This is a genomic window from Lysinibacillus sp. NPDC094177 (genome assembly GCF_050279145.1).
Taxonomy (GTDB): domain Bacteria; phylum Bacillota; class Bacilli; order Bacillales_A; family Planococcaceae; genus Lysinibacillus.
Window position 1 is genome coordinate 60520 of sequence record NZ_JBNNTW010000002.1, and the last position, 14611, is coordinate 75130.

A 14611-nucleotide genomic window follows, 5' to 3' on the forward strand; every position below is an offset into this window, starting at 1 on the left:
CTTAATGGCGACCTGACTTTTTAAACAAAGGGGAAATTAAATGAATTTCAATAATCAACAAATTATTCCCGCTGCACGTACTGTAAAGCAATTTGATGAAGTAATAAATAGTCGATTTGAATACATTGTTCTATTAGAAGTGCATATTAGTGTGCTCATGTCAATAAAGCGAGAAGCAGATCGTAATGGTAAAAAATTAATTATTCATGCAGATTTAATTCATGGCTTAAAAACGGATAATTTTGCAGCTGATTTTTTATGCAATGATATCCGTCCTGCAGGTATAATCTCCACTCGATCGAATATGTTAATAAAAGCAAAATCTCGTGGGATTATCGCTATTCAGCGTGTCTTTTTAATTGATACTATTGCGCTTGAAAAAAGCTTTTCAATGATTGAATCAGCAAAGCCTGATTATATTGAATTATTACCAGGTATCATTCCTTCAATGATTTCAGAAGTACACCAGCGAACAAAAATCCCTGTTATTACAGGTGGACTAGTCCGCACTGATGAAAGTATAGATGAAGCGCTATCAGCTGGGGCAGTAGCTATTACGACATCAAATAAAAATTTGTGGGAAAATTTCAAAAAATAGGTTGACTATGTATATTGTTTTTTCTACAATGTACATAAGTTAAAAAGCGCGTGGTTAGGAAAAGGAACCCACATTTATTCATCTGCATTACAACGTGCAGATTGTTTAAGTGTGGGTTTATTTTTTTTACTAGGTGCATTATAAACAAAGGGGGAGCTTCTTGTATGTCAACATTTACAGCTGAACTGGTCGGTACGATGATTCTGATTTTATTCGGTGGTGGTGTTGTTGCAGGTGTATCACTGCACAAATCGAAAGGTTTTGGCGGTGGATGGGTAGTGATTACATTCGCTTGGGGTCTAGCTGTGGCTATGGCTGCATATGCTGTTGGTGGTATTAGTGGGGCTCATTTAAATCCTGCTTTAACAATCGCGCTTGCTACAATCGGTAATTTTCCGTGGGAAGACGTACCAACTTACATTGCTGCACAATTGATTGGTGCATTTTTAGGCGCGGTACTCGTTTATTTTATGTATTTACCACATTGGAAAGGCACGAAAGATTTAGATGCGAAACTGGCTGTATTTTCAACAATGCCTGCTATTAAACATCCATTATCAAATTTAATTTCAGAAATGATTGGTACATTTATACTTGTTTTAGGTATTCTAGCATTAGGAACAAATACAATTACTGATGGTTTAAATCCATTTCTAGTTGGTATGCTTATTGTAGTCATCGGGATGGCATTAGGGGGTCCTACTGGATATGCAATTAACCCTGCACGTGACTTAGGTCCACGTATTGCTCACTTTTTCTTACCAATCCCAGGTAAACGTGACTCAGGATGGTCATATGCATGGATTCCAGTTGTAGGTCCAATTATCGGTGGTACATTTGGCGCCTTATTTTTCCAACAAATTTTTGAGGGGAAAAATAGTATTGCATTTTGGGTGTTTGCTATTATCGTAGTTATTATTTTTATCAGTGCTCAAATGACAGTGAAAAATGTTAAAAGTGAAGAGTAAATCAATCAGCTGAAAGCAATTAAAAAAATTTTTGGAGGTATGTCCGATGTCAGAAAAAAAATATATTTTAGCTTTGGACCAAGGTACAACAAGCTCACGTGCTATTTTGTTTGATGAAAATGGGAGCATTCTCCATGTCGCACAACAAGAATTCCCGCAATATTTCCCACAATCTGGATGGGTTGAACATCACGCAGAAGAAATTTGGTCTTCTATTCTTTCTTGTATCGCTACAGTGCTTTCTGCAAAAAATATTGATTCAAATCAAATTGCTGGGATCGGTATTACAAACCAACGCGAAACAACTGTTGTTTGGGATAAACATTCAGGGAAACCAATTTATAATGCTATTGTATGGCAATCACGCCAAACGAACGCAATTTGTGAGGAATTGAAAGAAAACGGTTACAATGACTTATTCCGTGATAAAACAGGTTTATTGATCGATGCATATTTCTCAGGTACAAAAGTAAAGTGGATTTTAGACAATGTTGAAGGTGCTCGCGAAAAGGCAGAAGCGGGTGATTTATTATTCGGTACAATTGATACATGGTTAATATGGAAGTTAACAGGTGGTAAAGTCCATGTTACAGATTATTCAAATGCTTCTCGTACATTAATGTATAACATTTATGATTTAAAATGGGATGAGGAAATATTAGATATTTTAGGCGTCCCTGCTTCTATGCTTCCTGAGGTTCGTCCTTCTTCAGAAGTGTATGGATATACGGAGGAAGCTCTGTTCTTTGGTTCAGCTGTTCCAATTGCAGGGGCTGCGGGTGATCAGCAAGCTGCTCTATTCGGTCAGGCTTGCTTTGAAGAAGGTATGGTTAAAAACACTTACGGTACGGGTTGCTTTATGTTGATGAACACTGGTGAAAAGGCAGTAAAATCAGAGAACGGCTTATTAACTACGCTTGCATGGGGCTTAAATGGTAAGGTGACTTACGCTTTAGAAGGAAGTATTTTCGTAGCTGGCTCTGCTATTCAATGGTTACGCGACGGCTTACGAATGTTCCGTTCTGCTTCAGAATCTGAGCAATATGCTGCACGTGTAGAGTCGGCTGATGGCGTTTATGTAGTTCCTGCATTCGTTGGTCTAGGTACACCTTATTGGGATTCAGATGTACGAGGTGCAGTCTTCGGCTTAACGCGCGGTACTTCTAAAGAACATTTTGTACGTGCGACACTAGAATCGTTAGCTTATCAAACAAAAGACGTACTTGGTGCAATGGAAGCGGATGCCAATATTCCACTAACGAAATTACGTGTAGATGGTGGTGCTGTTGCAAACAATTTCTTAATGCAATTCCAATCAGATTTATTAAATGTCCCTGTTGATCGTCCGGTCATTAACGAAACAACAGCATTAGGCGCTGCGTATTTAGCAGGTTTAGCAGTTGGCTTCTGGAAATCAACTGATGAAATCGGTGAGTATTGGAATTTAGATTGTCAATTCACACCTAATATGGATGATTCACATCGTGAAGAAATCTATGCAGGCTGGAAAAAAGCTGTGGCAGCTGCTCAAGCATTTAAATAAAAAGATAGCTGAATAGTGATGGAAAAACCTTGATAGGCTAATTTGAAGCGGATCCAAGTTGTTAGACAAAAATCTAACTGGGGTCACTTCACTTGCCAATCAAGGTTTTGTTATAGGTAAACGATATAGGGTAGTATTATGAAATTAATTTGCAATATCGAGGATCCTGTCGTAATTTAAAAACAAGGTTTCTCCATATCTCATCACTCAATATTTATCAAATTTGTAGTAGTATTTAGTATCCGTTAACTACTAGATACACTATTAGCATATCCTATTTCAGACTTCATATTTTTCTCTCCTCTTTTCAATAAAATTCTAAATTACTTTCACCGCCTTTACAAAGTTAACCTCAAATGATTTTTTTGATAAAGTTCTTCTATAGCAACGCCTTGAAGCATGTTTATTCAAAAAAAACATATAGTGTATATTGAGATTCATGAGTATTGGAACGAAAGGGGATTGCGTGGATAAACCTAAGTCGAATCAGCGCAAAAATTTAGACGAAAATGCGAAGGATCAGCAGCTAGAGCCGTTTCGTGTCGATAATGAAGGAAAAAAGATGACGACGAATCAGGGGCTAAAAGTTTCAAATGATGAGGATTCGTTGAAGGCTGGACTTCGTGGGCCAACCATTATGGAGGATTTTCACTTTCGAGAAAAACTAACGCATTTTGATCATGAACGTATTCCAGAACGTGTTGTACATGCGAGGGGCTTTGCAGCACATGGAGAATTTGAGCTGTATGAATCGATGGGAGAATATACAAAGGCAAGCTTTTTACAGGACCCTAATAAGAAAACGCCTGTATTTGTTAGATTTTCAACTGTAGTTGGAAGCTTAGGATCGATGGATACTGCACGTGATGTTCGTGGCTTTGCGACGAAATTTTACACGGATGAAGGCAATTATGATTTAGTTGGAAATAATATACCTGTCTTTTTTATTCAGGATGCTATTAAGTTTCCTGATTTAATTCATGCGGTAAAGCCTGAGCCTCACAATGAAATGCCGCAAGCAGCCTCAGCTCACGATACATTTTGGGATTTTGTAGCGAACAATCAGGAAATTGCACATATGATTATGTGGCATATGTCGGATCGAGCAATACCTAGAAGTTTTCGAATGATGGAGGGTTTCGGTGTTCATGCTTTCCGTTTCGTCAATGACAAAGGAAAATCGAGATTTGTAAAATTTCATTGGAAGCCTGTGTTAGGTGTTCATTCACTCGTTTGGGATGAAGCACAAATTATTGCTGGAAAGGATCCGGATTTTCAACGCCGTGATTTATGGGAATCAATTGAAATTGGTGATTATCCAGAATATGAGCTTGGTGTACAAATGCTTGAGCCAGAGGACGAATTTAAATTTGATTTTGATATTTTGGATGCAACTAAGCTCTGGCCAGAGGAGATAGTGCCAGTTAAAAAAATTGGGAAAATGACCTTAAATCGCAATGTAGATAATGTTTTCGCTGAAACAGAGCAAGTCGCCTTCCATCCTGGAAATGTTGTACCAGGCATAGATTTTACAAATGATCCACTTTTACAGGGGCGGCTATTTTCTTATTTAGATACACAGCTAATACGTCTGGGAGGACCAAACTTTGCAGAAATACCGATAAACCGACCTGTTTGCCCGATTCATAACAATCAGCGCAATGGCTTTAGTCGACAGACTATTAATGTAGGAAAAGTGAGCTATCATAAAAATTCCTTGGCCAATAATTCCCCGTCAACATCTACTGCAAGGGAAGGTGGCTTTGTTCATTATGAAGAAAAGGTTGAAGGACGTATCACACGAGCACGTAGTAAATCGTTTGAAAATCATTTCTCACAGGCAAGGCTGTTTTGGAATAGTATGTCACCTCCGGAAAAACAGCATATTATTGATGCCTTTAGCTTTGAGGTAGGGAAGGTAAAAAGTAAGTCCGTTCGCCAACAGGTTGTCGATATGTTTGTCCGTGTTGATAAAGCAATGGCAACGACTGTGGCCGAAAATATTGGTGTTAATCGTCCAAAAGGTGAGCAAATAAATGTCACGCTATCATCACCTGCACTTAGCCAGGCTAATACAATAAAAATGCCACAAACACTTAAAGTAGGCGTACTAATAGGTGATGGATTTGATGCAAATGAAGTTGGAGAAATGCTGAAATATTTAACGAGACAGGGTGTTCGATACAGTATTATTTCCGACAGATTAGGGGCTGTTACTAGTAGTGATGGCGTACAGTTAACAGCAAGTGACACATTTATTACTACAGATGCGGTACTATTTGACTCGTTATATGTTGTAGGCGTAAAAGCAAAAAATCAGGCAAAGTTTAATTCGCATATTGTAAATTATATCAATGAAGCGTATAGACATTACAAACCGATTGGTATAGCTACATCCGGAACGACATTTTTTAATATGTCTAATGCCAATGTAGGGCCAGGAATTGTGTTGGCAACTGGCGACAAAGATTTCGCTAAAAAATTTGTAAATGCCATTGCCCAACAACGCTTTTGGGAGCGAAATATTTATTAACGTAAATACCCGCGCGAAGCTGGAGAATACCCGCGGAAGCAGAGCGAATACCCGCGGAAGCAGAGTGAATACCCGCGCGAAGCCGGAGAATACCCGCGAGCAGAGTGAATACCCGCGGAAGCAGAGCAAATACCCGCGGAAGCAGAGTGAATACCCGCGAGCAGAGCAAATACCCGCGGAAGCAGAGCGAATACCCGCGCGAAGAAGGAGAATACCCGCGAGCAGAGCGAATACCCGCGGAAGCAGAGCGAATACCCGCGGAAGCAGAGCGAATACCCGCGGAAGCAAAGCGAATACCCGCGCGAAGAAGGAGAATACCCGCGAGCAGAGCGAATACCCGCGGAAGCAAAGCGAATACCCGCGCGAAGAAGGAGAATACCCGCGGAAGCAGAGCAAATACCCGCGCGAAGAAGGAGAATACCCGCGGAAGCAGAGCAAATACCCGCGAGCAGAGCGAATACCCGCGGAAGCAAAGCGAATACCCGCGGAAGCAGAGTGAATACCGGCGAAAGCAAAGCGAACACCCACGGGAAAAGAAGCGATACTCTATCGAGACACTTTCATTAGATTTTCTATGAAATACCTCATCCATAGTGGTAAAAATACTTATAATTAAAGTCTCTCATTGTTCTATAAAGAATAGTGAGAGATTTTTTTCTCATAAAGATGTTACCTATGTTGTGCAGTTACAGTTTGTAAATACTTTTCAATAGATGGAGGTTTCACGGCTTGTTTTTCCGGACAGTTAGCAGCACAAATAATAATAATGTCTTTGGTATACTATCCTCCTTTTATGGCTGAAGATGTAGGGGTAGATGGAATGTTTTTTGAATTCCCTATAAATTACATGGCATTGCATTCAAATTTTGTAAATGCTATGGTGGTAAATGAGGTGAATTTCGTGGAAAAATTTGATATTGCAATTATTGGTGCAGGTCCTGGAGGATATGTAGCGGCCATTCATGCAGCAAAAAATGGTAAGAAGGTCGCTTTAGTAGAGCGCGATAAAGTAGGAGGGGCCTGCTATAATGTCGGCTGTATTCCTTCGAAAATTTTGTTGGAGCATAGTAAGCTCATTCAAGAGATAAAACGTGGTAATGACTGGGGTATTGAAACTCCTACAGTAAATGTGAATTTTCCACGATTGATGAAACGTAAGGATGCCATTATTGATGAGCTTTTATCGAATATTGAGGGCTATATTTTAAGCAATCAAATTACCTTTTATCGAGGAGAAGCGGCAGTAGCTAAGGATTTAACTGTAACTGTTGGTAGTGAGAACTTTACTGCAACGGATATCGTTTTGGCAACCGGAAGTAAACCATTTGTACCACCATTTAAAGGCTTAGAGACGTCTTCCTATTATACAACGGATACTTTTTTTGATATCAAAGAGTTACCAAAGCAGTTAACAATTATCGGTGGAGGCGTTATTGCAGTAGAGATGGCATTTAGTTTAGCACCACTTGGAACAAAGGTGACGGTGCTGAATCATAGTGAGGATATTTTACAGACAGAAGAGCCTGATGCACGCCCACTTATTCGCGAAAAGATGAAAAAGCTTGGTATTGAGCTTGTGATGGATTTCCAATTTGAGCATTTTAATGGCAATGAAATTCATACATCTAAAGGAATTTATACATATGAAAATCTTTTATTTGCAACAGGTCGACGCCCGAATACAGAAAGTGCTGAGCAGCTTGGTCTAGCGTTCGATGGTCGATTGATTGCTGTCAATGAGCATCTTGAAACAAGTCAGAAACATATTTATGCTATAGGCGACTTAGTTGGTGGTTACCAGCTTGCTCATTCGGCGAGCGCTGAGGGAATTTATGTTGTAGATCATATTTTAGGAATTAAACCAGCACAAATTGATCAAACATCGATTCCTCGCTGTGTTTATACACATCCTGAAATTGCGACATTTGGTTTACTAGAAGAGCAGGTAAAAGAACCTTATACGGTGACTCAAATGCCTTTACATACAAATCCCAAGGCATTAATGGAAGGAAATACAATGGGATTTATAAAACTTATTGCCGCGAAAAAGGAAGGACGGATTTTAGGAGCTTGTGTTGTTGCTGATGGGGCAACAGAAATGTTAAATGCTATTTTAGCTACTAAAAATGCTGGTGGTACTGTCCATACTCTCGCAAATATGATTTTCCCACATCCTACAGTATCAGAGCATATTGGGGATGCTGCAAAAGGTATTTTTAATAAAGCCATTCACCAATAACTATCAAAATCTACATTCTTTAACGGAAGGTTAACCTCTCGTTAGTGGAATGTAGATTTTTTAAAACCTATTGACTTTGTATGTTATTATGTTGAATTAAATTTATAAAATTACTTGGTATTGAAAAGTTGACTAGACATCTAGAGGGTTCTAATTTACGTTACAGATATCCATCCGACGTAAATATAGGAGCCCTTTTTTATCTCCATTAACAGGCAGTAATTTATCTGTACCGTTAGAAAAAGTTCGGTGGGAGATAAACTTCTTGTAAAAACTAAATTGGTAAAGATCTAAATCAGTGATCCCCACTGACTAGAGGTTCTCTTTATGCGGAAAGAATAGACAAATATATAGCTTAAAGGAGTGGCTAATATGATAAAAGCAGTTATTATTAATGGTAGTAATTCAAAAAATTCACGCGTAACGGCGATTCATGAAAAGGTGGAAAACTACTTACAAGCGCAAGGAATAGCGGTACACATAAATTATGTACATGAACTACCTGCTCAGGACTTAATTACGGCAAATTTTTCAAGTGAGGCCATCATTTCAGAAAATAAACAGGTTGAAGAAGCAGATATTATTGTAATTTTGACGCCAATTTATAAAGCTTCATATACAGGGATATTGAAAACTTATTTAGATTTACTGCCGCAGAAAGCATTGCAAGGAAAGATCATCTTACCAATTGCTGTAGGTGGCTCTATTGGACATTTACTCGCATTAGAATATGCATTGAAACCAGTTTTAGCTGTATTAGGAGCTACAACTATTGCACATTCTGTTTATATTGTTGATAAACAAATTATTCGGCTTGAAGATGGAAGCTTTGCCATTGAAGAAGAAGCTATCAACCGACTTGATGTGGAATTAAAACAATTACAGCAAATTGTATTTGTAAATTGAAAAATCATTAAGTATGAAGTTAGCTCATCACCATAACGTGTGGTTGATATCCGTTCCGACTAGGCTGTGACACTAATCCCCAAGGAGTCACCTAGTCTCCAATCAACTTATATAAACGGCATAAGTTTAAACAAATGACATCCACAATTTTTGGTGATGAGACATGAAGTACAAAAAATAGCGCATTATAGGAAAGGACTCCCCTATAACGCGCTATGTTTAATTAACTTCAGGTTCTTCTTTCTCCTCACCCGGTATTGTAGTGAGATATAAGAAAGCCTCATCTTGCAATAGCAATAATTTTTCTTCACAAATACCGTGCGCCAATGGTCCAGAAAAAATAGACTCCCACCAAGTTCCTGTTGTTGTTGTCATTCATCTACGCCCCCGTTTCAATTTTTCAATATGTAGTTGTAAAATTTTCATAATCACAAAACCATCAACAGTTCTTACTTTTTTTGCATACTTTCATCCCACCAATTTAAGAAAGAGGAAATTTGTTTGTCAATGTTGTATCGTATAGACAAAGATAGTTTGTTTCGAAATGAAAAAACTATGTATGCCATTTTAAAAAAGGGGTGCTTCTATTATGAATTTTACGTCACAAGATGTAGAAAATATGATTACAGAACAACGTCAATTTTACTTTTCACGAGCGACGAAGAGTACAAAATTTCGAAAAGAGCAATTAATAAAATTGAAGAAAGTAATTATAAAATATGAAAAAGAAATTTTGAATGCTCTATATTTAGATTTACGAAAAAATGAGTTTGAGGCATATGCAACAGAAATTGGCATTGTTCTAGATAGTATTTCTTATTTGGTAAAGCATGTTGAAGAATGGATGAAACCAAAAGCTGTAAAAACACCGATTCAATACCAGATGGGAAAAAGCTTTATTGTAAGAGAACCATATGGGGTAACATTAATCATTGGTCCTTTCAATTATCCATTCCAGCTTGTAATGGAGCCCTTAATCGGTGCAATTGTTGGTGGTAATACGGCTATTGTAAAACCATCAGAAACATCTGTGCATACAGCAGCAATCGTTAAAAAAATAATTGAAGAAACGTTTAATCCTTTCTATGTGCGAGTTGTAGAAGGTGAAAAAGAAGAAGTGACGGCACTTATTCATGCATCCTTTGACTATATATTTTTTACAGGGAGCGTGGCAGTCGGTAAAGTTGTTGCAAAGGCAGCAGCGGAACGATTAACACCAATTGCCCTAGAACTTGGTGGGAAAAGTCCCGCAATTGTCGATCAAACAGCCAATTTAGAAGTAGCAGCGAAAAGAATTGCGTGGGGTAAATTCGCAAATACTGGACAAACTTGTGTGGCACCAGATTATGTCTTTGTCCATAAAGATGTCTATGAACGATTTATGAAAATATTGAAAGAGACTATTCGTTCCTTCTATGGCAAAAATGCATTAAAAAGTCCTGACTACGGCCGTATTGTGAATCTAAAACAGTTTGATCGCTTACAGCAAATTATAGTAGAAGAACGTGATGCAATTACATTTGGTGGTAGAACAGATCGTGATGATTTGTATATTGAGCCTACAATTGTTGAATATGTAAAATGGTCAAGTCCTTCGATGCAGGATGAACTATTTGGTCCGATATTACCTGTGATGATGTACGATGATTTACCGCTTGCCATTCATCAAATTCGTCAGTTACCAAAACCTTTAGCGGCATATTTTTTCTCAGAGCATGAGAAAGCTATCCAGTACTTTTTAGAGGAATTACCATTTGGTGGCGGATGTATTAATGATACGATTACACATGTAGGAAATTTACATTTACCATTTGGCGGTGTCGGGCCATCAGGGGTAAAAGCATACCATGGGAAGGCAAGCTTTGAAAACTTTACCCATCCAAAATCAATATTAAAAAAATCTTCGAAGCTAGAGACGAATGTCCTCTTTCCCCCTTATAAACAAAAGGTTAAGCTTGTGCGAACTATTATGAAATAGTGAAAAGGAGGCGTCGGATCAAAAAAAGGTCTTTGACGCCTCACTTTTTAGTAGTCACATTAACCAAGCTTCATACATGAATCAATTACAATTGTCGATAAATGTTGATTTTTGATAAGTCAGGTGAATTTCGGGCTCTTAAATTAATAATTGGAGATGCCATTTATATAAGTTGATTTCTGTTCCGGCTGAACGCCCCCGGAAAATCGCCCAGCCGGAACGGAAATCACCCCCACGTGATGGTGATAAGCTAAATTTCAGTGAAATATTAAAGATATATCAAAATGATAGCGTTTTCATTCGAAAAACGTCTTAAGAGACATTTTATTTATGAGCGAATAAGTAGTAAAATAAATTCAATAGAATGTGGGGGTATTCATATTGTCATTTTTTGTCGAATAAACAACGAATGATGAAATGAATGTAGAGATTGATTGGAGGACTATGAAATGTATGCAGAGGAATTGTTGAATGCATTACCTTTGAAAAAAATAATTGGAGTGCTACCTGACCAAGTAAGTGATATTGTAATTGATTCGCGAAGTGTGCAACCAAATAGTATGTTTGTTTGTATAAAAGGTTATACAGTAGATGGTCATGACTATGCACAGAAAGCAGTTGATGGTGGCGCAACAATTGTTGTGACTGAACGACATTTACCATTAGGTGAAAATATTGCGCAGGTCATTGTGAAAGATACGGATCGAGCAGTTGGCTTGTTAGCTGCAAAGTTTTTTGACTATCCATCGAAAGATATGACAATGATTGGCGTAACAGGGACAAATGGAAAAACATCAGTAACGGGTATTATTCAAAATATAATGCATGGTATGGGCGAGAAATCTGCACAATCAGGAACAATTGGCTTTAATTTGAATGGTATTTTATATGAGTCAGCAAATACTACAAGCGATGCATTATCGACTCAACAAATGATTTTCCGTGCAAAAATGGAAGGCTGCCGATTAATGACTATGGAGGTTTCTTCACACGGTTTAGCACTAGGACGTCTAGCTGGCGTAGATTATGATGTAGCCATTTTTACAAATCTTACACATGATCATCTTGATTTCCATGGGACGATGGAGGAATATGGCCATGCGAAGGGCTTATTATTCTCTCAACTTGGACAAGACTTAGAAAAGAATAAAATGGTAGTGTTAAATGCTGATGATGTTTGGTCAGAGCGCTATGCAGCGATGACACCATTTCCAGTATGGACATATGGATTAAAAAATGAAACAGCTGATTTCCGAGCTATTAACTGTGAATATCATGATTTCATGACATCTTTTGATGTTGATATGCCAGAGGGAATATACCATGTGAAAATGCCTTTACTTGGGGAATTTAATATATACAATGTACTGGCTGCTATGGTTGCTTTTTATGGTCGTGGTTATTCAATGGAATCAATCATTGAGCAAATTGAGCAATTGCCACCAGTAAAGGGACGCATGGAGAAAGTTTGTTCAGATTTACCTGTGCAGATTTTTATTGATTATGCACATACACCTGACGCAATTGAAAAAGCGATTTCATCAGCCCAACCATATAAAAAAGGCAAGCTTATTTTCCTAGTTGGTACTGGTGGCAATCGTGATAAATCGAAACGTCCAGCAATGGCAGAAAAGGCGTCAGCCGCTGAATACGTTATTTTAACGACAGATGATCCACGCTATGAAGATTACGATAGTATTACAGGTGATCTTGCCAAAGGGATGCTACATGAACATTATGCATGTATAGGAGACCGTGCTGAGGCAGTGCGTCATGCAATCGAGATTGCTGAACCAGGGGATATGATTATTTTTGCTGGTAAAGGCCATGAAGATTACCAAATTATTGAGAATACTAAATATCCGCATAGTGATGCAGAAATTGCAATAGAGGCTGGCCGTTTAAAATTTGTATGATATATGATCTCCAATTAGGATGTTAGAACTTACTTGATAGTGTGAACGTCATACATGCAATTATGCGATAAGTTCACCATACTTAGAAAACCTTTTAGTTAGTGCTAAGGGGTTTTCTTTTTGGGTTCCTTACAATTCATCGGAATTATTGAGGAAGATAGTTGCACCTCGTCAAGTGTTCAATAGAAAACTTCTTTTTTGGGAGAATTCATGTAAAAAGGTTGTAAGAAAGGCAAGTCTTCTTTTATTATTATTAAGTATGAAAAAAGGAGAATGACGAGATGAATTCAAATTTAGAAAAAGATATATTATCGCGTCGAACTTTTGCCATTATCAGTCACCCTGATGCTGGTAAAACGACGATTACAGAAAAGCTTTTACTATTTGGTGGTGCGATTCGTGATGCCGGTACGGTAAAAGGAAAGAAATCAGGTAAGTTTGCAACATCTGACTGGATGGAAATTGAAAAGCAACGTGGGATTTCTGTAACTTCTTCAGTTATGCAATTCGATTATAGCGGTTCACGTGTCAATATTTTAGATACTCCAGGTCACCAAGATTTCTCGGAGGATACGTATCGTACATTAATGGCGGTGGATAGTGCTGTCATGGTTGTAGATGCTGCCAAAGGTATTGAAGCACAAACTTTAAAGCTATTCAAAGTTTGTAAAATGCGTGGTATTCCGATTTTTACTTTTATCAATAAACTAGACCGTCAAGGGAAGGAGCCACTTGAGCTAATTGAAGAGCTTGAGGAGGTACTTGGCATTAACGCTTACCCAATGAACTGGCCAATTGGTATGGGTAAAGAGTTTCTAGGTATTTATGATCGCTATAATAAACGTATCGAGCAATTCCGTACTGAAGAAGAAGAACGTTTCTTACCAATCGATGATAATGGAGAACTTGCAGTCGAGCATCCGATGAAGGTGACTTCATATTATTCACAAGCAATGGACGACATAATGTTGCTTGATGAAGCGGGTAATGCGTATTCTGAAGAGAAAATTCGACGTGGTGAATTAACACCTGTTTTCTTTGGTTCTGCCTTAACAAATTTTGGTGTACAAACATTCCTTGAAACATATTTACAATTTGCACCGACACCACAGCCTCGAATTACTGAGGATGAACAATTTATTGATCCAGTTGAACATGAAGAGTTTTCTGGCTTCATTTTCAAAATTCAAGCGAACATGAACCCTGCACACCGTGACCGTATTGCCTTTGTGCGTATCGTATCGGGTAAATTTGAACGTGGCATGAACATGACTTTATCTCGTACAGGTAAATCATTCAAAGTGACACAATCTACACAATTCTTAGCTGATGATCGTGAAACAGTAGATGAAGCAGTTGCTGGTGATATTATCGGTTTATACGACACAGGTACTTATCAAATTGGTGACACAGTTGTTGGTGGTAAAAAGACATTCCAATTTGAAAAATTGCCACAGTTCACGCCAGAGTTATTTGTTCGTGTAACTGCGAAAAATGTTATGAAATCTAAGCAATTCCATAAAGGGATTTTACAATTAGTGCAAGAAGGCGCTATTCAATATTATAAAACATTGCATACAGAAGAAGTTATTCTTGGAGCAGTTGGTCAATTACAATTTGAAGTTTTTGAGCATCGTATGAAAAACGAATATAATGTTGAAGTGAAGATGGAGCCAATTGGTTCGAAAATTGCAAGATGGATTGAAAACGAAGAAGATGTTAAAGAATCGATGTCTTCAGGTCGTTCAATGCTTGTAAAAGACCGTTTTGATAATCTTGTTTTCCTATTTGAAAATGAGTTTGCTATGCGTTGGTTCGCTGATAAAAACGAAAACATTAAACTGTATAGCCTTTTATAATATAAACAAAATTGTTAGGGTGATTTCCGATCCAGGCTACTCGCTTTGTCGCTGACGCTTCGCTTTCGCGC

Annotated in this window: 10 protein-coding genes; 9 read left to right on the top strand and 1 reads right to left on the bottom strand. The window is 38.1% G+C overall.

The features are described 5' to 3' along the window. Positions 1–40: 40 nt before the first annotated feature. From ACQKNC_RS03895 to ssuE, 6 genes are all read left to right on the top strand, one after another. A complete protein-coding gene (locus ACQKNC_RS03895; protein WP_427423566.1) occupies positions 41–598 on the top strand; it encodes a glycerol-3-phosphate responsive antiterminator in 558 nt (185 codons plus the stop codon). A gap of 164 nt (positions 599–762) precedes the next feature. Beyond that, entirely contained in the window at positions 763–1566 is an 804-nt protein-coding gene (locus ACQKNC_RS03900; protein ID WP_427423567.1) for an MIP/aquaporin family protein, read from the top strand. 46 nt (positions 1567–1612) lie between these two features. Next, positions 1613–3109, top strand: coding sequence for a glycerol kinase GlpK (gene glpK / locus ACQKNC_RS03905; protein ID WP_427423568.1), 1497 nt, complete (start codon positions 1613–1615; stop codon positions 3107–3109). Between the two features lie 439 nt (positions 3110–3548). Further along, positions 3549–5642, top strand: coding sequence for a catalase (locus tag ACQKNC_RS03910; protein WP_427423569.1), 2094 nt, complete (start codon positions 3549–3551; stop codon positions 5640–5642). Positions 5643–6543: 901 nt separating this feature from the next. Further along, on the top strand, positions 6544–7881 hold the full coding sequence (gene lpdA, locus ACQKNC_RS03915; RefSeq protein WP_427423570.1) for a dihydrolipoyl dehydrogenase: 1338 nt from the start codon (positions 6544–6546) through the stop codon (positions 7879–7881). 372 nt (positions 7882–8253) lie between these two features. Then, the gene (gene ssuE, locus ACQKNC_RS03920) at positions 8254–8787 is read left to right on the top strand and encodes an NADPH-dependent FMN reductase (RefSeq protein WP_427423571.1); all 534 of its coding nucleotides are present in this window, start codon (positions 8254–8256) and stop codon (positions 8785–8787) included. A gap of 219 nt (positions 8788–9006) precedes the next feature. Here the strand turns inward: ssuE and ACQKNC_RS03925 are convergent, their stop codons facing one another. Next, positions 9007–9162, bottom strand: a complete 156-nt coding sequence (locus ACQKNC_RS03925; RefSeq protein WP_427423572.1) for a hypothetical protein — start codon at positions 9160–9162, stop codon at positions 9007–9009. A gap of 214 nt (positions 9163–9376) precedes the next feature. Between ACQKNC_RS03925 and ACQKNC_RS03930 the strand changes: the two genes are divergently transcribed. The 3 genes from ACQKNC_RS03930 (at position 9377) to ACQKNC_RS03940 (ending at position 14540) form a co-directional block, all read left to right on the top strand. Continuing rightward, complete coding sequence (locus ACQKNC_RS03930; protein WP_427423573.1) at positions 9377–10765, top strand: aldehyde dehydrogenase; 1389 nt, start codon at positions 9377–9379, stop codon at positions 10763–10765. Positions 10766–11214: 449 nt separating this feature from the next. Continuing rightward, entirely contained in the window at positions 11215–12681 is a 1467-nt protein-coding gene (locus ACQKNC_RS03935; protein ID WP_427423574.1) for a UDP-N-acetylmuramoyl-L-alanyl-D-glutamate--2,6-diaminopimelate ligase, read from the top strand. Between the two features lie 281 nt (positions 12682–12962). After that, on the top strand, positions 12963–14540 hold the full coding sequence (locus tag ACQKNC_RS03940) for a peptide chain release factor 3 (RefSeq protein ID WP_427423575.1): 1578 nt from the start codon (positions 12963–12965) through the stop codon (positions 14538–14540). Positions 14541–14611: the final 71 nt, after the last annotated feature.

Coding starts and splice junctions, on each gene's coding strand:
- ACQKNC_RS03895 (WP_427423566.1), top strand. CDS start 41: ATGAATTTCAATAATCAACAAATTATTCCCGCTGCACGTACTGTAAAG.
- ACQKNC_RS03910 (WP_427423569.1), top strand. CDS start 3,549: ATGAGTATTGGAACGAAAGGGGATTGCGTGGATAAACCTAAGTCGAAT.
- ACQKNC_RS03935 (WP_427423574.1), top strand. CDS start 11,215: ATGTATGCAGAGGAATTGTTGAATGCATTACCTTTGAAAAAAATAATT.
- ACQKNC_RS03940 (WP_427423575.1), top strand. CDS start 12,963: ATGAATTCAAATTTAGAAAAAGATATATTATCGCGTCGAACTTTTGCC.
- glpK (WP_427423568.1), top strand. CDS start 1,613: ATGTCAGAAAAAAAATATATTTTAGCTTTGGACCAAGGTACAACAAGC.
- ssuE (WP_427423571.1), top strand. CDS start 8,254: ATGATAAAAGCAGTTATTATTAATGGTAGTAATTCAAAAAATTCACGC.
- ACQKNC_RS03925 (WP_427423572.1), bottom strand. CDS start 9,162: ATGACAACAACAACAGGAACTTGGTGGGAGTCTATTTTTTCTGGACCA.
- ACQKNC_RS03930 (WP_427423573.1), top strand. CDS start 9,377: ATGAATTTTACGTCACAAGATGTAGAAAATATGATTACAGAACAACGT.
- ACQKNC_RS03900 (WP_427423567.1), top strand. CDS start 763: ATGTCAACATTTACAGCTGAACTGGTCGGTACGATGATTCTGATTTTA.